Source organism: Ewingella americana ATCC 33852, from assembly GCF_000735345.1.
Taxonomy (GTDB): Bacteria; Pseudomonadota; Gammaproteobacteria; order Enterobacterales; family Enterobacteriaceae; genus Ewingella; species Ewingella americana.
In genome coordinates this window covers 55439-81712 of the sequence record NZ_JMPJ01000052.1, presented here as the reverse complement: position 1 = coordinate 81712, position 26274 = coordinate 55439, and the positions used below count along the sequence as shown (strand labels likewise).

At 55.3% G+C, this 26274-nt stretch carries 22 protein-coding genes and 1 pseudogene; 8 read left to right on the top strand and 15 right to left on the bottom strand.

Annotation, left to right across the window (positions count from 1 at the left end; all coding sequences use genetic code 11):
• Positions 1–448: 448 nt before the first annotated feature.
• The gene (locus tag GEAM_RS09555; RefSeq protein WP_034790897.1) at positions 449–1537 is read left to right on the top strand and encodes an iron-containing alcohol dehydrogenase family protein; all 1089 of its coding nucleotides are present in this window, start codon (positions 449–451) and stop codon (positions 1535–1537) included.
• A gap of 98 nt (positions 1538–1635) precedes the next feature.
• On the opposite strand, the gene GEAM_RS09550 is transcribed toward GEAM_RS09555, so the two are convergent.
• The 3 genes from GEAM_RS09550 to GEAM_RS09540 form a co-directional block, all read right to left on the bottom strand.
• The gene (locus GEAM_RS09550) at positions 1636–1944 is read right to left on the bottom strand and encodes a hypothetical protein (RefSeq protein WP_034790896.1); all 309 of its coding nucleotides are present in this window, start codon (positions 1942–1944) and stop codon (positions 1636–1638) included.
• A gap of 166 nt (positions 1945–2110) precedes the next feature.
• Positions 2111–2869: a siderophore-iron reductase FhuF gene (fhuF, locus tag GEAM_RS09545; protein WP_034790895.1), complete on the bottom strand. Its 759-nt coding sequence runs from the start codon at positions 2867–2869 to the stop codon at positions 2111–2113.
• A 164-nt stretch (positions 2870–3033) separates the two neighbouring features.
• Positions 3034–5130 carry a sensor domain-containing protein gene (locus GEAM_RS09540; protein ID WP_034790894.1) on the bottom strand — a complete coding sequence of 699 codons (2097 nt, stop codon included), beginning with the start codon at positions 5128–5130 and terminating at the stop codon, positions 3034–3036.
• Positions 5131–5544: 414 nt separating this feature from the next.
• On the opposite strand from GEAM_RS09540, the gene gdhA reads away from it, so the two are divergent.
• Positions 5545–6888, top strand: a complete 1344-nt coding sequence (gene gdhA / locus GEAM_RS09535) for an NADP-specific glutamate dehydrogenase (RefSeq protein ID WP_034790893.1) — start codon at positions 5545–5547, stop codon at positions 6886–6888.
• Positions 6889–7061: 173 nt separating this feature from the next.
• Here gdhA and GEAM_RS09530 read toward each other — a convergent pair whose 3' ends face one another.
• Positions 7062–8081 (bottom strand): LacI family DNA-binding transcriptional regulator, encoded by a 1020-nt coding sequence (locus GEAM_RS09530; RefSeq protein ID WP_034790892.1) that lies wholly within the window; start codon positions 8079–8081, stop codon positions 7062–7064.
• A 280-nt stretch (positions 8082–8361) separates the two neighbouring features.
• Between GEAM_RS09530 and ascF the strand changes: the two genes are divergently transcribed.
• Together ascF and GEAM_RS09520 are read left to right on the top strand one after the other, a co-directional pair.
• Positions 8362–9813 (top strand): PTS cellobiose/arbutin/salicin transporter subunit IIBC, encoded by a 1452-nt coding sequence (gene ascF / locus GEAM_RS09525; protein WP_034790891.1) that lies wholly within the window; start codon positions 8362–8364, stop codon positions 9811–9813.
• A gap of 25 nt (positions 9814–9838) precedes the next feature.
• Positions 9839–11269, top strand: coding sequence for a 6-phospho-beta-glucosidase (locus GEAM_RS09520; RefSeq protein WP_034790890.1), 1431 nt, complete (start codon positions 9839–9841; stop codon positions 11267–11269).
• A 6-nt stretch (positions 11270–11275) separates the two neighbouring features.
• Here the strand turns inward: GEAM_RS09520 and rclR are convergent, their stop codons facing one another.
• Entirely contained in the window at positions 11276–12130 is an 855-nt protein-coding gene (gene rclR / locus GEAM_RS09515; RefSeq protein ID WP_034790889.1) for a reactive chlorine-specific transcriptional regulator RclR, read from the bottom strand.
• A 146-nt stretch (positions 12131–12276) separates the two neighbouring features.
• Between rclR and rclA the strand changes: the two genes are divergently transcribed.
• The gene (gene rclA / locus GEAM_RS09510; protein ID WP_034790887.1) at positions 12277–13602 is read left to right on the top strand and encodes a reactive chlorine resistance oxidoreductase RclA; all 1326 of its coding nucleotides are present in this window, start codon (positions 12277–12279) and stop codon (positions 13600–13602) included.
• A 47-nt stretch (positions 13603–13649) separates the two neighbouring features.
• Here the strand turns inward: rclA and GEAM_RS09505 are convergent, their stop codons facing one another.
• On the bottom strand, positions 13650–14072 hold the full coding sequence (locus tag GEAM_RS09505) for a hypothetical protein (protein ID WP_034790913.1): 423 nt from the start codon (positions 14070–14072) through the stop codon (positions 13650–13652).
• A 68-nt stretch (positions 14073–14140) separates the two neighbouring features.
• Positions 14141–15874: a YadA-like family protein gene (locus GEAM_RS23365; RefSeq protein WP_051899464.1), complete on the bottom strand. Its 1734-nt coding sequence runs from the start codon at positions 15872–15874 to the stop codon at positions 14141–14143.
• A gap of 274 nt (positions 15875–16148) precedes the next feature.
• On the opposite strand from GEAM_RS23365, the gene GEAM_RS09490 reads away from it, so the two are divergent.
• A complete protein-coding gene (locus tag GEAM_RS09490) occupies positions 16149–16478 on the top strand; it encodes a helix-turn-helix domain-containing protein (protein ID WP_034790907.1) in 330 nt (109 codons plus the stop codon).
• A gap of 160 nt (positions 16479–16638) precedes the next feature.
• Here GEAM_RS09490 and GEAM_RS09485 read toward each other — a convergent pair whose 3' ends face one another.
• Positions 16639–17691, bottom strand: a complete 1053-nt coding sequence (locus tag GEAM_RS09485) for an alpha/beta fold hydrolase (RefSeq protein ID WP_034790886.1) — start codon at positions 17689–17691, stop codon at positions 16639–16641.
• 258 nt (positions 17692–17949) lie between these two features.
• Between GEAM_RS09485 and GEAM_RS09480 the strand changes: the two genes are divergently transcribed.
• Entirely contained in the window at positions 17950–18717 is a 768-nt protein-coding gene (locus tag GEAM_RS09480; protein ID WP_034790884.1) for a DeoR/GlpR family DNA-binding transcription regulator, read from the top strand.
• Positions 18710–19792 carry an oxidoreductase gene (locus GEAM_RS09475; RefSeq protein ID WP_034790883.1) on the top strand — a complete coding sequence of 361 codons (1083 nt, stop codon included), beginning with the start codon at positions 18710–18712 and terminating at the stop codon, positions 19790–19792. Before GEAM_RS09480 ends, GEAM_RS09475 begins: the two co-directional genes overlap by 8 nt.
• Before the next feature lie 73 nt (positions 19793–19865).
• On the opposite strand, the gene GEAM_RS09470 is transcribed toward GEAM_RS09475, so the two are convergent.
• The 7 genes and pseudogenes from GEAM_RS09470 to GEAM_RS22650 all read right to left on the bottom strand — a co-directional run.
• The gene (locus tag GEAM_RS09470; protein ID WP_034790882.1) at positions 19866–21230 is read right to left on the bottom strand and encodes a VasL domain-containing protein; all 1365 of its coding nucleotides are present in this window, start codon (positions 21228–21230) and stop codon (positions 19866–19868) included.
• Positions 21231–21263: 33 nt separating this feature from the next.
• The gene (gene tssE, locus GEAM_RS09465) at positions 21264–21698 is read right to left on the bottom strand and encodes a type VI secretion system baseplate subunit TssE (RefSeq protein ID WP_034790881.1); all 435 of its coding nucleotides are present in this window, start codon (positions 21696–21698) and stop codon (positions 21264–21266) included.
• Positions 21698–22237, bottom strand: coding sequence for a type VI secretion system lipoprotein TssJ (tssJ, locus tag GEAM_RS09460; protein ID WP_072009885.1), 540 nt, complete (start codon positions 22235–22237; stop codon positions 21698–21700). The genes tssE and tssJ overlap by 1 nt, the downstream gene beginning before the upstream one ends.
• Positions 22209–23285, bottom strand: coding sequence for a type VI secretion system baseplate subunit TssG (tssG, locus tag GEAM_RS09455; protein WP_034790879.1), 1077 nt, complete (start codon positions 23283–23285; stop codon positions 22209–22211). Before tssG ends, tssJ begins: the two co-directional genes overlap by 29 nt.
• Positions 23249–25012: a type VI secretion system baseplate subunit TssF gene (gene tssF, locus GEAM_RS09450; protein ID WP_034790878.1), complete on the bottom strand. Its 1764-nt coding sequence runs from the start codon at positions 25010–25012 to the stop codon at positions 23249–23251. The genes tssG and tssF overlap by 37 nt, the downstream gene beginning before the upstream one ends.
• A 70-nt stretch (positions 25013–25082) precedes the next feature.
• A complete protein-coding gene (tsiR, locus tag GEAM_RS09445; RefSeq protein WP_034790877.1) occupies positions 25083–25547 on the bottom strand; it encodes an immunity protein TsiR in 465 nt (154 codons plus the stop codon).
• Positions 25544–25987, bottom strand: a pseudogene (locus GEAM_RS22650) (polymorphic toxin type 44 domain-containing protein); the annotation flags it as partial. The pseudogene GEAM_RS22650 and the gene tsiR, both read right to left, overlap by 4 nt.
• Between the last annotated feature and the right edge of the window lie 287 nt (positions 25988–26274).

Here is a 26274-nt window from a genome sequence, read left to right as displayed (position 1 = left end):
GGTTTAATTCAGCGCTCAATGCAGCCAACCCCACACCCCACCTAGCCTCCCCTCCTGAAAGGGGAGGGATAAAACCAAAACAACTGGAACGGCATGATTTAAATGCCACTAAGTCGCATTCAGAAGTGACGCCGAATGAATGGTTCGAGACCTATGGCTCGAACCCGAACTGAGGGAACCGCCTAAGCGGCGGCATTTCGCGGCTGTCACTTAGGTGCCTGAAACACGTCCATTCCAACCCTGCGCAGCCTCGATCTTACAGCGAAAAAAACGCAGGGTTCCAAGGGAGGCGCGTTTACGCCTCCCTTGGTCGGTGTGGGCCGACGCCCACGACCTTGACCTTGACCTTAAGAAAGCCAATTTTGGTCGCAACCCAACCTTTTACCAGCAAAATCCCCCGCCAACGACTACCCTTCCATTAACATTATTGCGATTCCAAAAGGTCAAAATGTTTACTCATCGCTTGGTATTCCCCGCTAGCGTGCTGCGCGGTCGCGGGGCGATAAAACATTTAGGGTCGATGTGTGGCCGTCTGGGGCAGCGGGCGCTGTTGGTAGGCGGCAAGCGGGCGATTGCCAGCGTTGAGGCGAGCGTGATTGACCAACTTGAGCAGCAGATGGTCAGCTATCTCGGGCATGAGGTACTGAGCGGCGAGTGCTGTCAGGAGGAGATCTCGCGGCTGGCGGAGGCGTTTCGGGTGCAGGGTGTCGAGGTGATTATCGCCACCGGCGGAGGGCGCGCGCTGGACACCGCCAAGGCGGCGGGTGTGGCCTGTAACTTGCCGGTGGTGACCCTGCCGAGCATTCCCGGTACCTGCGCGGCGGTGACGTCGCTGGCGTTCCGTTACCATCAGGACGGGCGTTTTCGCGACATGCTGCCATTGAACTATGGCCCAGCGGCGGCGGTGATTGATGCCGATTTACTGGCACAGGCACCCCTCAACTGGCTAGCGGCCGGGATCGGTGACACCTTGGCGAAATGGTATGAATACCGCGCCATCAGCGACGAACACAACCTTACCGGGCTGGCGGGCGTGGCGCGGACCAACAGCGCGCTGTGCTTCACTCAAATTGAACATTTTGCCGCTGACGCCTGTCTGGCGGTGGAGCAGGGCAAAGCCAATAACGCGCTGGAACAGGTGCTGGACGCCATCTTCCTGTATGCCGGTTTGACCTCGATTATGAGCAATGGCGCGCATACCGGTGCGGCTCACGCCTTATATGAAGGTTTCACGGTATGCAGCAAAACGCGGCATTTCCCGCATGGTTTGCTGGTTGGCTTCGGCAACCTATGCCTGTTGGCGCTGGAAAATCGCAGTGATGATGAGCTGCAAGCCGCGCTGGCACTGGCGCGGGCCAGCGCTATCCCGACTCAGCTGGCGCACCTCTCCGCTGAACTTACCGAGCAGGATCTTGCCAGCATTATTGACCACAGCCTGACCGCGCCTGACATGGCGAACATGCCGTTTGAAGTAGATTTTGCTGCCATGAAGGCGGCAATTGAGCGAGTGGACAGTCTGGGGCGCAGCCTGATTTAGCCAAGCAATAAGGCTTACAGGCATTCAAGCAATAAAAAAGGCTACATCCCGCAGGAGTAGCCTTTTTCACATCAAAGGGTTATCAGTCAGTTTCAGGGTTACAGCGTGTGGATATCAATACCGTCGCCAATATTACTTTTCTGATAATAGTTACGCGGGACTTCTACCTGATACTGCTGGTCGGCGTAAGCCACTTCCAGAATGTATCTTTCGTTCTCGTAGGATTCGATGGGAATGAACCCAAAGAAGCCTTCTGCAACACTGATAGTGCGCGACGAAGGTACGGCGTAACGGTGAACAATCCTTGCTCTGAGTGGCTCTTGCTTGCCAGTTAACATATTCCAAACACGGCTAACGGGTTGCGCCAGTGTGCCGAGCACATCTGAGGCCAGCGATTTCTTATTCATGATGGTTTCTCTCAATGAAAAGCTCGTTGGTCTATCCCCGTCATCAGTCAGTTGTCTGATTGGCGGGGCTTATAACTCAATTCTTATAATTTTCTCAGTTTAAGATCCAATGATTTTTTACGCTAAGCTTAGGCGCTTTTGTATGTGCTGGAATCGTAAGCAATTCTCAGGCCGGACTTTTGCGTTTTTTTCCAGATTTGCGTTCTGCTAGCAATAATGGGCAGGAAGGGCACATGGCGTGGTCGGCCAATTCATAGCGCAAGCAGCATTGGCGACGGAACTGCGGGCTGTTTTCATCCAGCGGATTTTCCGGGCGCATCGGCTGGAAAAGTGGGTTCTTGCCGCCGTCGGGCAGCTCGCGAGCGTTGAGCAGCGCCATACCGTCGGAAATATCCGCGTCAACCAGCTCCGCCTGCTTAATTCCCCAGCCGACGCGAATCCCCGCGTTACTCCAGTAAATCCCAGGTTTCAGGCCGGAAATCTCCGCCATGGCGTGACACACCGGGCGCAGATGCTGCTCAATCATCTCTTCGAAACGGTCCATCGGCTGCGGCGAAGTAAAGGCCGCGCCGGGGCCATCAAGATAGATCTGGTGCGGCAAACCTTCATCTTGCAGGGCGAGATAGACATTGTCGGCGGCGATAGGCAGCTGCCAGCCGTGGCTGAGGGAGACGATCACCCAGCTCGGCAGCAGGTTGGCGAAGTACCACTGGGACCACATTGAGATGCGCGCGCGGCGTTTTTCCACGTGGCTGGCGTCTTCGGCGTGCAGCGCTAAATAACGCTCGAGCACGCTGGCGCAGCCGTCGGCGGTGGTCAGCAGCGACATCGGCAGGGCATTAGTCACCAGCGGCGTCATTGGCTTAAAACTGTCGGCGACCCAGCTAATCGGGCCATCGCGGAAACTATCAAGAATTGTTTGCATCGTCGCTGTCAGAGAGATTGATAAACCAAGCTAATAGAAACAGGGTAACGAATAATAAAGTGAAATAATAATGATTTCTATTTGTATTGGCATTTGAGCGCGGTTTGCAGCGGGGATGTGACCGGGCGCAGAAACACGCCCGGTCGGCATTGATTTTTCAGCAGTTACAGCGGGGCGGCGACGGTGGAGAAACCGGTCAAACGTGACTCAGACGGCTGCGGGCGGCCAAAGTAGTAGCCCTGGAACAGCGAGCAACCCTCTTCTTTCAGGCGGCGGAACTGCTCCGGCGTTTCCACCCCTTCGGCGGTAGTTTGGATATCCAGACTGCGGCTCATGCCCGTTATGGCGCGGATGATCGCCAGCGCTTCGCGGCTGTCCTGCATATCGTTGATAAACGACTTGTCGATTTTGATTTTGTCGAACGGGAACGAGCGCAGGTAGCTCAGCGACGAATAACCGGTGCCGAAATCATCCAGCGCAATGCGCACACCCAGCTCTTTCAGGCGACCCAGCGTGGCCACGTTAGCGTTGTTATTGTCGAGCAGCACCGATTCGGTGATTTCGACCTCCAGCCGATTTGGCGCCAGCCCGGACTCACTCAGCGCCGACTCAATCACTGAAATCAGCGAGCTATTTTTGAACTGCACCGGCGAGAGGTTAACCGCGATGGTCTGATTGCCGACCCAACTGGCCGCTTCGTGGCAGGCTTCGTGCAGGGCATAAGCGCCAATACTGTGGATCAGCCCGGTCTCTTCGGCGATCGGGATGAAGTCCATCGGCATGATCAGCCCGTTAGTCGGGTGATTCCAGCGCATCAGGGCTTCATAACCAATTACCGCGTCGTGGGCGCTGTCGGTGATTGGCTGGTAGTAAAGCTTCAGCTGCTTGCTGGTGATGGCATAGCGCAGATCCAGCTCGATATCGCGACGTTTGCGCGCCGCCTCGTCCATCTCTTCGCGGAACATTTCATAGCGATTGCGGCCGTTGCGTTTGGCTTCGTACAGCGCCATATCGGCGCAGCGCAGCAGGTGCTCCGGGGTGTCGTCGCTGTTTTCGGCGATGGCTATCCCAACGCTCAGGCCGACGGTCAGCGAGTGGCCTTCAATGGTGATGGGCGGCTTCACGGCTTCAATCAGCCGCTGGGCAATCTGATACGCCTTGTCTATGTAAGGTAGGCTTGGCAGCACGATGGCGAACTCATCGCCGCCGACGCGCGCCAGCGTATCGCGCTCGCGCAGCACAAAGCGCAGGCGTTTGGCGATGCCGCGCAGCAGCTCGTCACCAATCTGGTGGCCGAGGGCGTCATTCACATTCTTGAAGTTGTCCAAGTCCAGACAGAGCGTGGCGGTCAGGCGATGAGTGATTTTCGACAGCTGCAAGGCTTCGTTCAGGCGCTGGCTAAACAGCACGCGGTTGGGCAGGCTGGTCAGGTTGTCATGGTGCGCCATGTGGTGAATGCGGGCGTTAGCGGCGTGCTGGTCGGTAACGTCATCGGCAATCATCAGCACATAGCTGGTTTGCGAATCGCTGCCGTTAATCATCGAGGCGGTGGTTTGCAGCGTGCGTTCGCCAATCGGCGTCGCCAGCTGCTGCTCGCTTTTGTGCAAGCCTTCCGAGCGCAGGCACTCATCCGACTGCTTATTCAGGTAGTCGCTGATGCCGCGGTTGAGGCAATCCTGCGGGCGTTTGCCAATCAGCTGGTCGCGCGGCTTGCCCAGCAGCAGCTCGGCCTGACGGTTGACCAGCAAGATCTCCCGCGAGACGGCATTTTCTACAATCACCGACGAGGGAATATTGGCAATCACCGTGTCGAGGAACTGCGACAGGGCGGTCATTTTCTCATTGCTGGCTTCGGCAACTTCTTTCGCCGCCAGCAACTCTTGCTCGTAGAGGCGGCGTTCGCTGACATCGCGGGTGACTTTGGCAAAGCCTAATAACGTGCCGGACTCGCGCACCGCTTCAATGATGACGTGCGCCCAGAATCGCGAGCCATCTTTGCGTTGTCGCCAGCCTTCGGACTCATAGCGGCCGGTGCGGCGTGCGGTTTCCAGCCCGTGGGCGGGCCAGCCGCTGTCGCGGTCTTCAGAGATATAGAAACAGGAGAAGTGTTTGCCGACAATTTCGTCGCGCGTATAGCCCTTGGCGCGTTGCGCACCGGCATTCCAATTCGCGACGATACCCTCAGGGGTCAGCATATAAATGGCGTAGTCTTCAACGCTTTGAACCAGCAACCGATACATTACATCAGAATCTTCGTTCATCTTATTTGCCTGATAGCGTGCCGCTACGGTTCAGGTTCCTCCTAAACGATAGGCCGGCTGTAAGTTGCGTCTGTCCCGACGCATTTTTGCTGTGATGTGTAGGGTAGACGGTATCATAAGAATATTCCTAGTTCGCCTTGTGCTGGCAGTAACTAGTCTGTTTTCAAGCAGATACAGTAAAAAGATCGGACTTAAGCAAAATTTTTAATGTTCAATCGATGTGACAACTGGGAGTTATCGGCCAATGGCGCGGAAACTTTAGGGTAATTTTGCACTCTTTTTGGCCATCCGCCTTGAAGTCTGAATATGAACCAATGTTATATTCATCAAGCACAACATCGGCCCCGGCGGTTTTCATAATAAGCTTGAACAAAAAATTGTCAGGGGAAGTTTTTAGAAAAAAAGGAATTACTGATGAATGGTTTAACTTCTCTGGAGTCGTTTTTAGAACAGTTACAACAACGCGATGCCCACCAACCTGAGTACCTACAAGCCGTGCGCGAGGTCTTCACCTCGCTGTGGCCTTTTCTCCAACAAAATCCTCATTATCTTGAACAGAGCCTGCTCGAACGTCTGGTTGAACCTGAACGGGTGATCCAGTTCCGCGTCGCTTGGATTGATGACAGCGGCACGGTGCAGGTAAACCGCGCTTGGCGGGTGCAGTTCAACTCGGCGATTGGCCCGTACAAGGGCGGGATGCGCTTCCACCCGTCGGTCAATCTGTCGATTTTGAAGTTCCTCGGCTTCGAGCAGACCTTCAAAAATGCCCTGACCACGCTGCCGATGGGCGGCGGCAAGGGCGGCTCTGACTTTAATCCGAAAGGCAAAAGCAAAACTGAAATCATGCGTTTTTGTCAGGCACTGATGACCGAGCTGTATCGCCATCTGGGGCCGGATACTGACGTTCCGGCTGGAGATATCGGCGTGGGCGGGCGCGAAGTGGCCTTTATGTCCGGCATGATGAAGAAGCTTTCCAATAACACCGCCTGCGTGTTTACCGGCAAAGGCTTGTCGTTCGGCGGTAGCCTGATCCGCCCTGAAGCCACGGGCTACGGGCTGGTTTACTTCACCGAGGCGATGCTAAAACGCCACGGTTTGGGCTTTGCCGACAGCAAAGTGGCGGTCTCGGGTGCGGGCAACGTGGCGCAGTACGCCATTGAAAAAGCCATGGAGCTGGGCGCGCGGGTGATCACCGCCTCCGACTCGGGCGGCACGGTGGTGGACGAAGCGGGCTTTACGCCGGATAAACTGGCGCACTTGGCCGAGATTAAAAACTCACGCTATGGCCGAGTTGAAGAGTACGCCCGCGAGCGCGGTCTGGACTTCTTGGCCGACCAGCAGCCGTGGAACGTGCCGGTGGACATTGCGCTGCCTTGCGCCACGCAAAACGAGTTGGACATTGACGCCGCGCACCAGCTTATCGCTAACGGCGTTAAAGCCGTGGCGGAAGGGGCCAACATGCCGACCACCATTCAGGCCACCGACGCCTTCCTCGCCGCGGGCGTGCTGTTCGCACCGGGTAAGGCGGCCAACGCCGGTGGCGTGGCAACGTCAGGCTTGGAGATGGCGCAGAATGCGGCGCGTCTGAGTTGGAATGCCGAGAAGGTGGACGCGCGACTCCAGCACATCATGCGGGATATCCACGCAGCCTGCGTCGAGCACGGCGGCGAGGGCAAGCAGACGCATTATGTGCACGGCGCGAATATTGCTGGATTTGTAAAGGTGGCAGATGCGATGCTCGCCCAAGGCGTCCTCTAATATCCTCGTCATCCTTCGCGCCGCAGGGGCGTTGGCTGCGCTCAGTCTCCCGAATCACTTACCTGTGTAAGCTCATCGGGAGCCTAAGTTTGCCGCCTTCCTGCAACACGAATGATTTAGAGGATGGGTTTGGTGTCTTGAAAAACAGAAAATCCGCGCTGGTCGCGGATTTTTTATTGCCCGAAATAGGGGCCGGGGGCGACGGAGTCTCTGAGGATCAGCTCTGAGGAGAAAGCATTGTTCTGCGACAGATAGCCGCCGTCGAGCATCGAAATCAGGCGATTGATCACTTCGTTTACCATTCCGCTGACCGGGTCTTTAACGCTCGACAGCGCGGGCTGCAAGAAGGGGGCGGTGGGGATGTTGTCGAAGCCAATCAGCGAGACATCTTCCGGCACGCTAAGCTTGGCGGCGTGCAGGACTTTCATCGCACCAATCGCCATATCATCGTTACTGGCCAGAATCGCGCTAAACGGCGTGTTGGCCGCCAGCAGGGATTCAACCGCCGCCGCGCCGCTGGCCGGGGTCCATTTCCCTTTGATAATCAATTGTTCACGAATCGGCAAACCCTGCGCCTCGAGCGCGGCTTTATAACCCGAAAGACGCTCAATGGCGGTAGGGGAGTCGAGGGAGCCGGTGATAAACGCAATGTCGCGATGCCCTTGGGTCAGCAGATGCCGGGTGGCCTGAAAGCTTGAGCCTTTGTGGTCGCAAAAAATGCCGTGACTCTGGTGGCTGCGCAGCTTGCGGTTCACCACCATAATCGGCTGCTTGTGCTGGCTGATGATGCTGTCCATGGCATCCACGGTCAGGAATCGTGGGTAGACAATCACCGCGTCGCAACGCAAGTCGAGCAGGAACTGGATCGCCTGCTGCTCCTCTTCGGCGCTGTGTTTGCCGTCGACCAGAATCAGCTGCCGCCCGTTGTCCTCGAGCTTTTTGGCTGCCTGAGACAGCAACTCATTGAAGTAGCTGCCGTTATACAGGGTGTTGGTGGCGACTAAGCCAATGCACTGTGACTTATTGGTCGCTAGATTGCGCGCCAGCAAATTGGGCCGATACCCCGCCTCTTCGATAGCCTGATAGACCGCCACCTTGGTGGCCTCGCTGACATACCCTTTCCCTGACAACAGCCGTGACACGGTGGCTTTTGAGACACCTGCCTTCATCGCCACTTCTTTCATCGTAGACATCGGGTGTTCCTGAATCCTTGAAAATTATTTTCATTCTACACGCTGCTCGCGCCCTTAGGCATGGCTTGTGCGGCACGAGTTGCCCAAACCGATCAAGATCACAAATCAAAAATTCTGCAATCCAAACTCTTGAACTCATTCTCGCATATGAACACTCTTATGTGGAACCGGTTACCTATTTCATGAAACTCATCACGGAACGCTGAGCTTCATCCCTACATTAGTTCGTAACGCAATGAATTTAAAAAAATAATGCGTTTTCACGAGGGAATTACCACTCATGTCAAAAAATTATGCGGCAGTAGCGCACTCGATAGTCGATGCCATTGGCGGCGTCGGCAACGTGGCGGCTGTGACTCACTGTATGACCCGGCTGCGCTTCACGCTGGTGGACAACAACGTCGTGGATTTGCCGCGGCTGAAAGCCATCAGCGGCGTGATGGGCGTGGTCAGCAATGACCAGCAGTGTCAGGTGATTATTGGCAATACCGTCTCACAGGCTTATGCCGAAGTGGTGAAACTGCTGCCGCAAAGCGCGACGGGGCAGCCCGCGCAGCCGGTGAAGCAGCGCCTGACGCTGAGGCGTATTGGCGCAGGCATTCTTGACGCACTGATTGGCACCATGTCGCCGCTGATCCCGGCGATCATCGGTGGATCGATGGTCAAGCTGTTGGCGATGATTTTGGACATGACTGGCGTCTTCGACAAAGGCTCGTCGACGCTGATTATCCTCAACGTGATTGGCGACGGCGCCTTCTTCTTCCTGCCGGTGATGGTGGCGGCCTCGGCGGCCATCAAATTCAAAACCAACATGTCGCTGGCGATTGCTATCGCCGGGGTGCTGGTTCACCCGAACTTTATCGACCTGATGGCGAAAGCCGCGCAAGGCCAGCCGGTGGAGTTTATCGGCTTCTCGGTGACGGCGGTGAAATACACTTATACCGTGATCCCCGCGCTGTGCATGACTTGGTTGCTCTCTTACATTGAGCGTTGGGTGGACAAAATCACCCCAGCGGTGACCAAAAACTTCCTCAAGCCGATGCTGATTGTGCTGATCGCCGCGCCGATCGCCATCATGCTGATTGGCCCGCTGGGTATCTGGATTGGCAGCGGTATTTCCGCGCTGGTTTACACCGTTCATAGCTATCTCGGCTGGCTCTCGGTGGCCATCATGGGAGCTATCTGGCCACTGCTAGTGATGACCGGCATGCACCGCGTGTTCACTCCGACCATTATTCAAACCATTGCGGAAACTGGCAAAGAGGCGATGGTGATGCCTTCGGAAATCGGTGCCAATTTGTCGCTCGGCGGCTCATCGCTGGCTGTGGCGTGGCGTACCAAAAACCCGGAATTACGCCAAACCGCGCTGGCGGCGGCCGCGTCGGCGATTGTCGCCGGGATCTCCGAACCCGCGCTGTATGGCGTGGCGCTACGCCTGAAACGCCCGCTGATTGCCTGCCTGATTAGCGGCTTTATCTGTGGCGGTATTGCCGGGATTGGCGGCCTTGCCAGCCACTCGATGGCTTCGCCGGGGCTGTTCACCAGCGTGCAGTTCTTCGACCCGGCTAACCCGATGAGCATCGTCTGGGTGTTCGCCGTGATGGTGCTGGCGGTGGTGATCTCCTTTATTACCACCTTGCTGCTCGGCTTTGAGGATATCCCTGTCGAGCAGCCAAAAAGTGAAACAACTCAGCCAGAAAGCAACCCGCTGACGCCACTAAAAAATCATTGATTTGAGTAACAAGAGAGGACCTCTGATGCAGACAACCACATTTCCCGACGGTTTCTTATGGGGCGGCGCGATTGCCGCCAATCAGGCCGAGGGCGGCGTAAACCAAGGGGGAAAAGGGCTGGCGACGGTAGACACCTTGCCCCACGGCGAGCATCGTCTGGCGGTGAAAACCGGGTTAGAGAAACGCTTCACGCTGCGCGACGATGAGTTTTACCCGAGCCATCAGGCCATCGACTTCTATCACCGCTATAAAGAGGATATCGCGCTGATGGCCGAGATGGGTTTTAGCGTGTTTCGCACCTCGATTGCCTGGAGCCGCCTCTATCCGCAGGGCGACGAGTTGACGCCTAACGCCGAGGGCATCGCCTTCTATCGCGACCTGTTTGCCGAATGCAAAAAGCACAATATTGAGCCGCTGGTTACCCTATGCCACTTCGACGTGCCGATGCATCTGGTCACCGAATATGGCTCATGGCGCAACCGCAAAATGGTGGAATTTTTCACCCGCTACGCCCGCAGCTGCTTTGAAGCTTTCGACGGGTTGGTGAAGTATTGGCTGACCTTCAATGAGATCAATATTCTGCTGCACAGCCCGTTTTCCGGCGCGGGATTGGCCTTCGAAGAGGGAGAAAATAAGCAACAGGTGAAGTATCAGGCGGCGCACCACGAGCTTCTCGCCAGCGCGCTTGCCACCAAAATTGCCCATGAAATTAACCCGCACAACCAAGTGGGCTGCATGCTGGCCGGGGGGAACTTCTACCCGCGAACCTGTAAGCCAGAAGACGTGTGGGCGGCACTGCAAAAAGACCGTGAAAACCTGTTCTTTATTGATGTACAGGCGCGCGGCGCTTACCCGTCTTACACCCGCCGCCAGTTTAAAGAGCAGGGCATTGAGATCCAGACCGAGCCGGGCGATGACGACATTCTCAAAAACACCGTGGATTTTGTCTCCTTCAGCTATTACGCCTCGCGCTGCGCCTCGGCAGAGATGAATGAGAACAACAGCAGCGCGGCCAACATCGTCAAATCCTTGAACAACCCCTATATCGAAAGCAGCGAATGGGGCTGGGGCATTGATCCCTTGGGCCTGCGCATCACCATGAACATGATGTATGACCGCTACCAGAAGCCGCTGTTCTTGGTGGAAAACGGCTTAGGGGCCAAGGACGTGGTCAACGCGCAGGGGGAGATCAACGACGATTACCGCATCAGCTACCTGCGCGAGCACATCAAAGCCATGGGCGAAGCCATTGCCGACGGCATTCCGGTGATGGGCTACACCTCGTGGGGCTGCATTGATTTGGTGTCGGCGTCGACCGGCGAGATGAGCAAACGCTACGGCTTTATCTATGTCGACCGCGACGACGCCGGGCAGGGCACGCTGGCGCGCACGCGCAAAAAATCCTTCTATTGGTATAAGAAGGTGATTGCCAGCAATGGGGCGGATTTGGACTAATCCTGCCTAAGCTTCCAGCCCGCGCACTCGTTGGCGATATTCCCCCGGCGTACAGCCAAACTGGCGGGCAAAAGCTTTGTGAAAAGAGGACTCACTGGCGTAGCCGACCTGTTCGGCAATCACCGTCAGTGGTGTCAGTTCGCGGGCCAGCCGCTGCGCGGCAATTTGCATCCGCAAGGTGGCCAGCAGCGCCAGCGGCGTATTCCCCGCCACCTGCCGGAACAGCTCGGCGAAGCTGGCACGCGACATTAATGCCAGCGCCGCCAGCGACGCCACGGTCCACGGCTCGGCCGGGGACGCCATCATTTTCGCCACCGCGTTACCCAATCTGGCGTGTAGCAACGCGCCTAACAGACCTTGCTCCAAAGGCGCGCTTTGCATCCACTGGCGCACGGCCAGCGTCAGCAGCATGGAGCAGGACTGGTCGAGCAGCGCCGCGCCGCCGGGCTGAATATCTTCCTCCTCCTGTTGCAGCAGTGTCAGCGTAGAGTGTAACCACGCGCCCTGCGGCGAGTGCCGCTCAGGCTCGATATACAGCATCTCTGGCAGGGCATCGAGAAAGTGTCGGCTGGCCGCTGGCATGCGAATGCTGCCGCACAAAATATGGCTAGGCTGGCTCTCCTGCTGGCGCAGGCGGTGGGCCGAGTTTTGGGTCAGCAGCAGCAGGCCGCCAGTGGCTAACCGCTGGGACTCGCCGGAAGGCAGATCCAACCACGCTGCGCCGTCCAGTACCGCGTGCCAGCGAATCACGCACAGGTCACCCGCCGCGTGGGGCAGCTGCCAGTCACCTTGCAAAAAGCAGTGTCGGTCAATCGCGCCCGCAGGCTGATTGAGCGTAATTAAACGGCTTAGTGCATCCAAATTAGACTCCTGAACAGTATTTCTAGCGTATAGGAAAGACGTTATCACAGCCGGTTCACCTAAAATAGCCAGCATAGAGGGTGCTTGTGGAAATCATCACAAGTCACCGTTCGGCGTTTAGAGCAGTTTAAGTGAGAGGGTGCGCTATGAAACAGTATCAGGCAGTGGTCATTGGTTTTGGCAAGGGCGGAAAAACGCTGGCGGCGACGCTGGCCAAGGCGGGGTGGAGCGTGGCGCTGATTGAGCAGTCGACCAGCATGTACGGCGGCACTTGCATCAATATCGGCTGTATTCCGACTAAAGCGCTGGTTCACGACGCCCAGCAGCATCACGAATTTGCCGCCGCGATGCGCCGCAAGTCAGACGTGGTGGGCTTCCTGCGTGATAAGAACTATCACAATCTGGCGGATCTGCTGAATGTTGAGGTGATTGACGGTCGCGCCGAGTTTGTCGACAGCCACACCCTGCGGGTTGTTACGCCGAATGGCGAACTGAGCCTGCGTGGCGAGAAGATCTTCATTAATACCGGCGCGCGTTCGCAGGTGCCGAACATTGACGGCATCACCAGCACGCCGGGGGTATTCGATAGCACCGGGCTGCTGGATCTTGAGACTCTGCCTGCTAAGTTGGGCATCTTGGGCGGCGGCTATATCGGGGTGGAATTCGCTTCGATGTTTGCCAAATTCGGCAGCAAGGTGACCATTTACGAGGCGGCTTCGCGCTTCTTGCCTCGGGAAGATAAAGACATTGCCGACGCGGTGCTGGCGATTTTGCAACAGCAGGGCGTGGAGTTAGTGCTGAACGCCAAAGTGCAGAAAGTCTCTCCAAGCCAGGGCGGTGTGGCGGTTCATCTGCCGCAGGGCGAGGCTCACTTTGACGCGTTACTGATGGCCTCCGGCCGTGCGCCGAACACCCAAGGACTGCAACTGGACAAGGCGGGCGTGAAGGTTAATGAGCGCGGCGCGGTGGTGGTCGACAGCTTCCTGCATACCAGTGTTGCGCACATTTGGGCGCTGGGGGATGTCAACGGCGGCCCGCAGTTTACCTATATTTCGCTGGACGATTTCCGCATCGTTCGCGACCAACTGCTTGGCGCGGGGCTGCGCAGTACGGCGGACCGCAAACAGGTGCCTTACTCGGTCTTTATGACGCCAACGCTTTCACGGGTGGGTATCACCGAAGAGCAGGCGCGGGAGCAGGGCGCTGATTTTCAAGTGGTCAGCCTGCCGGTGGCGGCCATCACTCGAGCGCGAGTGATGAATGAGACGCAGGGAGTGCTGAAAGCGGTGGTGGAGAACAAAACCGGACAGATCCTCGGGGTCGCGCTGCTGGCGGTGGATTCCCACGAGATGATCAATACGGTGAAAACCGTGATGGACGCCGGTTTGCCTTACACCCAACTGCGCGATCAGATCTTTACGCATCCGTCGATGAGTGAGGCGCTTAACGACCTGTTTAGTCTGGTGAAATAGCAGCATGAGGCTGGCGGATGTCTCGAGGCCAAGGCATCCGCTGGTGGTCAAATCTTGGTTTTCGCCACAAACTTGCCGTCGCGCATCAGCGCTACTTGGTGAGTTCTCTTGTACCAAATCGCGGTAAAAATGCCTTTCTGGTAAACCTGAGCATCGGCGTTTTCTTCAATCAGCGCGGCAGCCGTGGATTCAATGTAACCCTGCTTGTCGGCGGGATAGATTTTGATGTCGATCCCGTCGATTCGCGCGGTGACTTTCTTATATTTCGGCGCGGCCTGCGCATACTGCGCGGCGGCATTGCGCAGCGCGGCGTTCTCAGCCGCACTGTTGATGCTGGCCTGACGGTTTTGCTCGGCAATATAACAGGCATCTTTCGAGATACCCTGCGCCTGACAATCCGCCATGCGCGACGCCGAGGAGCTGCAACCCGCCGCCGCCATCGCCACCAACACTAAACTCATCGCTTTCATCATCATTATTTCTCTTTTCAACTGCTTAATCGTGGCGAGGCGTTAACCCCGCCCGTTGAATCTCACTCTTACCACTCGGCAGAAAAACCTGCGCCAATCACCGGGTCATTGGAGGTGGTACCGGCGATAGTCGCCTTGGTCACCCAGTTATGGTTGATGCGAGCCGAGAAGCCCACGGCTATCCCAGCTTCCGAGGCATATTCACCCGCACCGGCACCCACCGAGAAGGTCGCGTTTTGCGACACCTGCGGGATGTTCGCCATCGCCGCCACGCCAGCAATACCGGCATTGGCCTGCTTCTTATTATCGTCCACCTGAGATTTCAGGTCGGAGAATTTCTGATTGGTGTAGTTCTGCGACTGCTGCAACGTCTGCTGATCTCCCGCCGCACGCGCGTGGGATTCCGACAAGACTTCCGCGTGATTCTCCTCCGCCTGACTGTTCAGCGCGGTGATCTGCTGGTCGTAGTAGTTGGAGCGGCGCTGTTGCTGTTGGGCGGCTTGCCGACTCTTCGCCTCTGTCGCTTTAATTTGTTGCTGGGTCTGTTGTTCTTGCGCTGTGACTTCAGCAGTCATTTCCGAATGCGCTCTGGCATGTAACATCGATTGGTAGCGATCGCCCGAAATAATGGCCTGCTGCTTGGCAATGCCTTCAGCCGTTTTCTGCGCATCAACGGCAGTTGAGGTGGCAGATGAAGCAGAGGATAAGGCAACTTCTGAATTCTTAACGGCTTTGTGAACCTGAGTCATATCAGCGTCTTTGCCATCTTTGCCGTCGGTACCGTCGTGACCATCTGCGCCAGTAGCACCAGTAGCACCAGTAGGGCCAGTAGCACCGTCTTTGCCGTCAGCTCCATCTTTGCCGTTGATGCCGTCATGGCCATTGGCCCCGGTAGCACCGTCTTTACCGTTAACTCCATCTTTTCCATCGACACCGTCGCGTCCATCAGCGCCTGTCGCACCGTCTTTGCCGTCAATACCGTCTAGGCCATTGATCCCGGCAGCACCGTCTTTGCCGTCAATACCGTCCCGGCCATTGGTGCCGGCAGCGCCATCTTTGCCGTCGATACCGTCATGACCATTGGCTCCGGCAGCACCGTCTTTGCCGTCAGCTCCATCTTTGCCGTCGATACCGTCACGACCGTTGGCTCCGGCAGCACCGTCTTTACCGTCAACTCCATCTTTGCCGTCAATACCGTCGTGTGGCAGGGGCTGGGATTCTAAATCACTAATGCGTTGAGTGTTGCTGGAAACTTGATGATCTTCATTATCGAGTTGGGTCCCCAGACTGTTGATGAGCTGATGGTCATCATGAATCGCTTGGGTATTGATCTTAATTTGCGGATCAGGTTCGGCAGCAGGTTGAGAAGGTTCGGAGCTAGACACTACGGGTTGAGCAGAAGTGCTGCTGAAAGTGCTGGTTGTGACTAATGGTTTAATTTCTTGTGGATCATTGAAGCGGACAAGCTGTTGCGTAGTCTGGTTATTATAACTTGAGCCAAACAGTTGTTGGTTCACCGTTGCCAGACTGTCAGCACCTAAGATGGCATTACGCATATATTGCGGCATATCGCCATGCTCAGAAATAAACTGATTCGCCGCAGCAAGTTCATCGCCCTGTAGCGCAGCATCAGCGGACTGAACCACGGTGAGGCTTGCCACGCCTAACACAACCCCAGTTAACACCCGACGAATGGTTGAGGGTGAAACGCCAAAATAGCGCGCCAGCTCGGCTTTATTGGTGTTTCCTGCAATGAAAGCTTTGATGATTTCTGCATTGCGGCTTTGAGGTTGTTGCGACATGCCTTTATTTCTCCCTTGAAGTAAGTATCCAATAGATACAAAAAATAACACTTATAGCTTCATATTTGGTTAACTTGGGCGAAGCATACACAGGGTAAATGTGACTTGCTTCACCCATCAGCTATAAGATTGACTATTGTCAAGAAATGTAAGCTTTATTAGCTACGTGAATAATTTTCACTGGAACATTTAATTTGTAGCTATTCGCTACTCTATGAAAACCCTATAAGATTCGGGTAGAATGCGGCAGGCGAATATGATGGGAGCTAACCATATGGCAGATAAAGCAAAAGAGTTTCAGGATTACGTGGCACGTTTAGGGATTGAACAGCCCGCGTTATGTATTCTGCTCGGCGTACAGCGATCAACGCTGAATAAGTGGCTGAATGGCACGGTAACGCAGATCCCCGCCGTGGCGGTGACCGCGATTAAGATGCTGTGGTTTATGAAGGAGAGCGATCCGGTGATGTTCTCTAAGTGGGCCTATGTGCAAGATTTCGGCATGACGGCAGAATATGCACTGAACGAGCGCGCGCAGGAGTTCCTGCAAACCATCAAGAAAGAGCCAAGCCTGCCGATCCGGAAGTTGCTGAGTAAAAGCTAACCCCACACCCCACCTAACTTCCCATCCTGAAAGGGGAGGGATAAAACCTAAAACCACGTACAGTCAGGATTTGGGGTTGCTCCCTCTCCTTTTTAAGGAGAGGGCTGGGGTGAGGTTTGCCGAATTGAGCGCGGTTCCAGCGTCAGCAAACCCCACACCTCTACCAATTCGCCACATCCAAAATCGCCTGCGCGAAAGCCTCAGGGGCCTCCTGCGGCAGGTTGTGGCCGATCCCGCCACTAATGGTTCGATGCTGATACTTACCCGTGAACTTATTGGCATAAGTTTCCGGGGCCGGGTGCGGCGCGCCGTTGGCGTCGCCTTCTAGCGTGATGGTCGGCACTTTAATCAGCGGAGACGCGGCGAGGCGATTCTCCAAATCATTGTATTTTGACTCACCCTCGGCCAGACCCAAGCGCCAGCGATAATTGTGGATAGTCACCGCGACGTGGTCCGGGTTGTGCAGTGCCTGAGCCGTACGCGCGAACTCCTCGTCGCTGAACTGCCATTTTGGCGACGCGGTATGCCAGATGAGCTTGGCAAAAGCTTCCGTGTTGGCGGCATATCCCGCCTGACCGCGCTCGGTGGCGAAGTAAAACTGATACCACCACGCCAGCTCAGCAGCAGGAGGCAGCGGCTTCTTGTTGGCGGCTTGGCTACCAATCAAATAACCACTTACCGACACCAAGGCCTTAAAGCGCTGGGGCCAAATCGCCGCCAGAATATCCGCCGTGCGCGCGCCCCAGTCGAAGCCGCCAACCACCACTTTTTCCAGACCCAGCGCGTCTAAAAACGCAAGGGCATCCACCGCGACCACCGCCTGCTGGCCGTTACGCGGCGTGGATTCAGAGAGGAAGTGCGTCGAGCCGTAGCCGCGTAGCCAAGGGATCAGCACGCGGTATCCCGCTGACACCAGAATCGGCGCGACATCAACAAAACTGTAAATATCGTAAGGCCAGCCGTGCAGCAACAACACCGGTTCACCGTTTTTTGGCCCCAGGTCGACATACCCGATGTTTAACTCTCCGGCGCGGATCTGCTGGATATTTTTAAAAGTACCCAGCACTTTGTTGCCAGAAGTTGCGGGTAATGCAGCAACTTGGCTTGAACTGGCAGTGGCTGGTAAGGCCGTCAGCCCCAGTTCGAAGGCGGCAAGTCCGGCTGCGGCAGTCTGAATAAAGCGGCGGCGGGCGGGGTTGTCAATGTCTGGCATAGCTCTCTTCCTCGAAGGTCAGATGGATCGATATGCAGCAGGATCGCCCGTGGCGTAACGCTGCTCTGCGCATGCCTTGATTAAAAGCCAGCGATGTATCTCCGGTGTGTCTGCTTTAACGCCCATTTGTATGCTCAAGTATCTGGCCTAGCCCCGCGCGATTTAACTTTCTATGCCCTGCGGCAAAACACGGATTCACTCTTGCTACTTTTTGCAGTATATTGCGTTTTTATGCTGTTATTTGCGTGTGGAGAGAAAATGCATAAAGTGGCTCGCCAGCAGGTATTGCTGGAACTGCTCAGTGAAAAGGGGCAAATGAGCGTCGCCGATTTAGCGCAAAAGATGCAGGTTTCTGCGGATACCGTCCGGCGCGACTTGGCAGATCTCGAACGTCAGGGGCTGGCGCAGAAAAACCACGGTGGGGCGATTGCCTTAGACCTGTCGGCCATGAACCGTCAGGGGCGCAGCCATCTGTTAGCCACCACCAAGCGAACGCTGGGGCAGGCGGTTGCGGCGCAAATCCCCGCTGGCAGCACGATTTTCCTTGATGCAGGCAGCACGGTACTGGCGGTGGCAGATGCCCTGCGCGGGCCGATGACCGTCATCACCACCTCGCTGGATATCGCCCAGTGCCTGAGCGAACGCCCGGAGGTCCAGCTGATCCTGCTCGGCGGCAGTTGGGATGCCAAACAGCGACTGTTTGCTGGCAGCGCCACGCTTGCCATGTTGGCGCACTATCGCGCGGATATCGCCGTGCTGGGGGCTTGCGCCATCCACGCCCAGCTTGGCCTGAGTGCCAGTCAGGAGGCCGATGCTGAAGTGAAACGCGCCATGCTTAAGCTGAGCGCCGCCCACTGGTTAGTCGCCGATCACCTCAAACTCAACCGCTGCGAGCCGCATCTGGTGGCTGAGCTTTCTGATATTCACCGCCTGTTCCTCGACCGCCCGTGGGGCGAGCTGGGTGAGCAAGATTCGATCAAAGTCAGCGTCACCGCCTCGGGGACGCAAGGAGAAAACCATGAGTGAAACGACCCGTACCTCCTCTAAAAGCCTCAACGTCGCGCTAATCGGCTACGGCTTTGTTGGCAAAACCTTCCATGCGCCGCTGATCGGCGCAACGCCGGGCTTAAACCTGCTGGTGGTGGCGTCGCGCGATGCAGAAAAAGTCCACGCGGACCTGCCAGAGGCGCTGGTGATTGCTTCTCCAGAAGAGGCCATTCGCCATCCTGACGTGGATCTGGTGGTGATCGCCTCACCTAACGCCACTCACGCACCGCTGGCAAAAGTGGCGCTGGAAGCAGGCAAGCACGTGGTAGTGGATAAGCCCTTTACGCTGGATATGCAGGAAGCGCGCGAGTTAATCGCGTTGGCAGATAAGCAACAGCGCCTGCTGTCGGTGTTCCACAATCGCCGTTGGGACAGTGATTATCTCGGGGTGAAGCAGGTCATTGAGCAGGGGCTGATTGGCAAGGTGGCGCATTTTGAGTCGCACATTGACCGTTTCCGCCCAGAAGTGCGGGTGCGCTGGCGTGAGCAAAACGTGCCGGGCAGCGGCCTGTGGTTCGACATCGGCCCACACCTGATTGATCAGGCACTGCAACTGTTCGGACTGCCACAGACGGTGCAGGGCAATATCGCCACCCTGCGCCCGAATGCCGAAATCAACGACTGGGCGCACGTGGTGCTGAACTACCCGTCACACAAAGTGATTTTGCATTGCAGCATGTTGGTGGCAGGTGGCGCGTCGCGTTTTGCGGTTCACGGCGAGAAGGGAAGTGTGGTGAAGGCCAACGCTGACCGTCAGGAGAGGCAGCTGCTAGCGGGCGTGGTGCCGGGCAGCGATGTGTGGGGACAAGATGATGACGCCTTGGTGCTGTTCGAGGGCACTAACCCACCGCGCACTATTGCCACGCCAAATGGCGATCAGCGCCAGTACTATATGCAAGTTCGCGACGCTTTAAACGGCGAGCGCGCCAACCCAGTCCCTGCGGTTGAAGCCTTGGCCGTGATGGCGGTGTTGGAAGCAGCGGTAAAATCTTCCGAGACGGGGCAGTCTCAGCCCTTGGACCTGACCCGCGCCGAGCAAGCCAGCTTGGGTTAATGAGTTTGGTTGTGACGTAAAAATGCAAAGCCGCCGGAGAGTCTGGCGGCTTTTTTGTTGCTGCAAATTAGGCTTAGTTGGCTTTCGGATTGTCACTCTGCGGCGCCAGCAACACATATCGACTCAGCAACTGAACAAACTGATTATCCAGCTGCTTCACCAGTTGCTGGGAGATTTGGTCATTCTGTTGGCGGGCTGCGGCCAGTTTTCGCAATGATTCTTCCACCGGCGGCGCGGCGTTCAGTGCCTGCTGGATGGAGAATACCGAGGATTTGAGCTGCGACACGGTCATGTACTTTCCGCGCTGCTCGTCCAGACCATTTAGCTTATCGGCCAACTGCTGCAGCTGAGCGCTCGCCGAGTGCCAGCCGTTAAGGCTGTCTAGCGGCGCGGCGTTGGCATTTAACTGACGGCTCCAGTCTTGAGAGAGCGCAATGGTCGCCGGGTCCGCTGGCCACAGGGCTTGTGCCTGTGCGACCAGATGCGTGCCGCTATCCAAAGCCCAGCGCGGCGACAGGCTGGCAAGTTGTTCGCTCTGCTGCTGGGTGGCGGCGATAAAACTCGGTGCGGCTTTAGCGAGCTGCTCGGCGTTTTGGTGCTTCAGCGCGGCCAGCTCCTGCGAACTCATTGGCTGAGGCAAAACGGGCAAAGTCGCTTGCAGCCGGTCTTTGGCGGGCGAAGGGCTGAAGGTCTTGAGCCCCGCCGAGACGCCGCTGCCAATCAGCACAGTTGCCAAAACGCCCAACACAAAGCCTTTCCACTCGACCGGCTGTTTAGCCGCCGCAGGGGCAATCACCACCCGTGCAGCGGCTGGTTCGGCCTGAGCCACATACACCCAACGGCTATCGCGATCGACTGGCGTTTCGGCTTCAATCCTCTCTTGTGACACAGGAAGTACCACGGCGTTCTCGCTGGTGGCCTGACTGTTTTCCAGCCTCACCGCGGCGTTTTGCAGCAGCCGACTCAAGGCCTGCAACTGGCTGAGGTGTTTCAGCTCAAGGCGCTGAAGTTGGTCGCAAAGTGAGTTGATCAGCTTTTCAGCCTGATAAATCTGCGGCAAATCGTGGTATTGCAAGGTCATGCAGCGCAGAGCCTGTTGCAACCGCTGGTTAAGGCCGTTGAGGATCTCAATGCGCGCATGCACCGCCTGCGGCCACAGCCCCGACCATTGATGACACAGCAGGGCGTCGAGAATAGCCAAGCCTTCGTTCAAGCCAGATAAACCGGCCAACTGCACCCGCGCCTGGGTGTACCAAGAGGCGGTTTGCAGCTCAATTCCGTTCTGCTGGAACAGATTGAGGCACAGCTGTTCGACCTTTTGCCAGTTCACTTCTGGCCGTGCCGGATGGATTAATTTGCCGAGTTCTTCTCGGATAACGCGATAATCAGCGAGCTGACGGGGATCGCCACCCGTGCGTAGCTGGCGCTCAATAGACATTGATCGATTCCTTTCAGGCGTGTCGTAAGGGTTTTAGAGATACTGCTGCTGTTTTAAATGGCGGATCAGCACCCGACCCTCGGGCATAAAGGCCGTGCCGAAATGCACCAGCCCGAACTCTTTTAGCTCGGCATCAATGCCGTATTCCAACTGGCCCGGCGCGGATTGCGGCAGCAGGATCACCTTAATTTTTTTCAGCCTTGGCTCATATTTCAACAGCGTATGCGAAAGCGTGGTCATCAGAGAGTGCGCAGTGCCGGGCATTCCTTGCAGGATTTTGCTCATATCCGGCAGTCCGTAGTCTGGCAAGTGGCTGAGGGTCCCCGCGCGGCAGTTAAGAATGCGCTGCATATTGTCGAGCACCGAGAGGATCACCTGATCCTGCTCGCTCACCTGATTCAGATTAAGCCCCCCGGCGAAGTTGCCGAGCAGCATTTCGTAAAGTGAGGGCGAGTGACATTGCGACATCACTTTTTCTCCTCACGCAGCGTCAGATTGTTGTTACCTAGCTCGATGACGCGAGGGGCATCGGGATCAAGTTCTTCGCGATTGATCAGCAGCCGCCAGTGATCTTTATTCATATCTGGATGGCGGAATAGGCCGACGATGGCGACAAACTTGGCGTCTTTTTCCATCGGCATGTCCAGTGATGCCGAGGTCCCCGGCTTCACCACCAGGCTGCGAGTCGCCAGAAGATCGTCTTTCAATGCGTCTTCGCCATCTTGGGCAAGCTGTTGATAAACCGTTTTCTGGAAGGTTTTGTCGTCGCGCAGCTGATAGACCCGCACCATCACCGGCTCGGAGGAAGAGTTCTGCTCGTTATCATCCGTGTTCAGTGCTTCACGGGCGGTAAAATCCAAATGCAGGACTTTTATCTGCTTGAAGAATATCGATTTGGTGGCAGCAACGGTGCCATCCGTTACGCTCTGAGTCAGCCCGCAGCCGCCCAACAAAAGGGCTAATACGGAGAGTCCGATTTTACTTTTCCAGACGGTATTTAATAACACGCGGTTTTCCTTCTTGAGGCTTGTGGGTAGCCATGCCGCTATAAAGGCCTAGCTCCACGGTAAAATAATCAGGTATGTCTTGGGTTGAAGCTTCTTCATCCAGCCCCAGTACGCCGGTGAGCCCTAGCCAAATCGGCGTATCTCCCAAGATGGGAGTAGGAAGCAGGCGAATGGGCACCGTAAGTTGAATGCGTGCCTTGTAGCGCCAGCCCAGATAGACGCGCAACAGCACCAGAAAATCGGCATAAATAGAGCCATCCGGCAGCCACTCCTTGGCTTCTTCACTATCTTCAGTGTGTAGTGAGATCAGCAACTGACTGTTGGCGTCAGTGGCTTCATCACCCAATACGGTGGCGTCGCGCAGCCAGTCAGCGCCTTCGTCAGTAAATGCCATGGGTGAGGCAATACGCACGGCACGCAGGCAGTGCGGCGTGACATCTGCCCGCGTTGCCGGAGCCAACAATCGCACCAGCGCCTGCACGCCTTCAGCCGTTCTCCCCGGCTGGCGCATCACGCCGAGTAGCGCCAAAAATCTCGAGGTCGGCGTGGCAAAATGCTGCTGCGAGCCGGGAATTCCCATGCCAATCAGACCCAACAGGTTCTGCGAAATATTGTCTTTGCCGCCCGCCTCATAGGTCGCCGGGTAGGAGTATTTGCGCCAGATACGATAGAACTGGGTCATGATGCGATGGTTGAAAATATCGAGAAAACCCGCCAGCGCCTCATGCCCTTCTCGCTGCTGGGTGATGTCGTCGATATAGGATGTTGGCAGTGGGGAATCTACGCCGTACAGCCCCATAAAGGTGGTGCGCACCGTCGGTAATCCGTCGGCATCGGTTTCCAGCGCTTTAAGCTCGCTGACGGGAAAACCCATCCCCGGATGGGGCCGGAAACGCACCGGATCGTCCGCAGGATTGGCGGTACTTCCCAGTTTTGGCATGCCCGGCTGTTCGAGCAACTGACAGAATCGGAAAAAATTAATCTTACTGATATCCCGCTCTAGCCTGGCATTTAGCCCGGAAGACGGGTTTTGTGATTCTCTTCCCATTCAAGGCGTTCTCCGGTGGGTTGCAGTATGAGGGTCAGGCGATTAAACAGGTGAATATCGGTATAAAGTGCGAAGAAGCGGCTGAGCATTTCACCGAACAGGCAGATATCCCCGGTACCGGCAAATCCGTTGCTGTCGAGGGTGATTTCAATGTGTACGCCGCGCAGCAAATAACCTCGTTCAAAACGTTCAATTTCACTATGTTTTACGTCCGCAATGGCATCCAGGCGGCGGCGGTTCATTTCGCTTTCCGTCCAGTCATACAGGGCGAGCGTGCCGCGCAGCACTTCGGCGCTGTCCATCATCCACAGAAAGCTGCTGCCCAAGTGGCTGAGCACCCGCCAATGAAAACGATCGCGGTTTGGCGGATAGCAGGGCATGGTCGGCACTGACAGGTTCCGCACCCGCACATTGGCGCCGGTGGATTTGACGACGGTATCCAGCACGGTGCTTTGCAAGGATTTGCGTGGCAGCTGGCCGTTAGTTCCTGTCAGGTTTAGGGAGAGATTCTCACTCTCCGGCACGCTGTGGTTATCAAAGGCTTCTCCACCCAATACCAGCCAAGTGTCATGCAGGCCCGACGGACCGCGCTTCACTCGCGTGTGGTAGTAATACTCGGGCGCGTCGTGGCGCAGCATGCCTCCTTTATGGCGGAAGCTGGTGAAAGGCACGTACACCTGATAACCCGAGTTTTTGGACGAGATAACCGAGTCCACCGAGTAGATTTCGGTGTAGCCATCCTGCACCCGCATTGGGCGCAGCAGGTATTCCGTCTGCAAAGAGGAGAGGGTCAGAGGATCCGACTCCAGCGAGAACAAATTAATTACCGGCACGCAGTGCAGGCGCAGGTTTTTTTCTGAGAAAGAGAAGTCGTGCTCCCAACGTTTTTCCAGCACGACGTCAATCTCGAACCATGGGAGGGTATCCGGCAGGGTCACCGATTCCAGCCCTTTGAGGGTGACGAACATAAACTTTTCGCGGAAAGTGAAGTACTCCAGCAAGAGCTGGTAGCCGCTGAACGCGGTGTCACCTTTCGGCCAGAGCTGGTCTTGCTCGGCAAAACCCTGTGGGGCAAAAAAACCGTCTAACGGCTGGCGGTCGGTCTGGCCCGGCAGGCGGATCCACAGCTTGGCGGTGTTGAGCGTTAACGCTTCATGCAGGGCGCAGGCCAGCGGGGCATCGGCATCAAGATAGAGGGGGACTTGGCCCAGCTTGATTTTTTTCCAGTCAGCCAAATCTCCGCAGCTAAAGCGCAAACGCATCACCGAACGACCGTCAGGCTCGCTGTCCAGCACGGCGCGTTGCAGCGAAATCGGCAGCAGTTCGATATCCTGAGTGGTGGTGTAGCGACAGCGCGTTGCGTGCTCACCAATCGGACGCGAGAGGACTTCGAACCCTTTGCGCATCGTCATCCGCTCTTTCATTTCCCGCCAGTCTGGGGTGAATTCCACAATCGACAGGGAAGGGATAGTGCGCAAGTAGTGCGGCCAAAGCAGGCTGACCAGCCCTTCGGTAAGCTCCGGCAGGTCATCATCAAGCTTCTCCCGCAGGCGGCCCATCAGAAAAGCAAAGCCTTCAAACAGGCGTTCAACATAGGGGTCACGAGCCCCGACTTTATCCAGATTCAATCCGGCAGCGCGGTCAGGGTGCGCGCGAGCAAATTCTTCGCCCGCTTCGCGCAGGTAACGCATTTCGGCGTCAAAATAACGCAGGGTTAGGTCGTCCATGGGATCTCAATGATAAAGAGTGGTGGTTGGGGATTTAATCTGTGAGGTGGTGGTTTAAAAGATTTAACTATTAATCAGAATCGTCAGTTATTGGAGCGAGACGTTTAATACATATATGGCTGTGTTCATTTTTTAAAGTGTAGTTATCATTACTTATCGTTAAGGAATAACTACAGTTCCCTTTTGTCGCTTTTATGAAAAACCACTTATGGCCCACTTTTGTATTGCTTTTTTCAGGAGGCATAGTTCTCCAGCCAATGTCTATTTCTTTATTTATATGTAGTAAAGTGCTGAAAGAGGGCGCTATGCTTATCTTGTCCTGAGGATTTAAAATCCTTACTTTTTTTAGCTGGTCTACTTCCTCTATGGACGGTTCGTCTTCGGAAATAACTCTTTCCATAACATAAACACGAACGATCTCGTTTGTGTTGTTTTTTATTGTAATACGTGGCTTTAACTTATAAGACAATGTAATTATAATTAGCAGGGCTAATATAGTTGTGGTGATTTTTCTTCTTTTTATGATACTAATCATCTAGTTTCCCCTAACGAGTTATTACTAGAGATTTTTATGCACCAATGTTCATCTCTCGACTCCGTAAGAACATTGTCACTTTCAGATTCCAATGCATTTAGGATATCTTGAGCTGTCAGCTCTTCCGCGTATTTTCCAAATTCTTTAAATAGAGAAAACCCTATGTTCATACAAACAATATCATCGAGAGGATCTTTTTTAGACTCAAAGCTGGTTCTTATTTGTTCAATGTTTGAACCCGCAAGTAAAGTTTCAACTGAAAACCCAGTGCTTAATCCTACATAACCATAATGTATATTAGACCAGACATCATAGAAGTAATCGTGACTTTTGTATTTGTGGTAATGACTCTTTGAAATTTCCCCGCTTGTTAATGGGCGCTCTACAGCTACTCTACCAAATTTAGATTTTATTAAATGCTTATGATCCCAAATCGATCCTGTTTTTACTTTCTCTCTCCTTTATTTTTTTAGCTATTAAAATCTAAGTAATATCATGCCTATCTAATTTTCTTAAAAGAAAACAAGATAATGGACATGGATATGACAAAGCCATAAATAGATGCCCGATAGATACTGTCGAGTGCACTGGTTAGAGCGTCGATTGCATCAAAATATTCTTTTAATGAAGTTGGGGGGGCGATTTGTATGCTTTGATTTTCATAAAATGCTCCTATTTGGAACGATGTTATTGTTATTAAAGTAAAATAAACAAAACAAGCTACGAT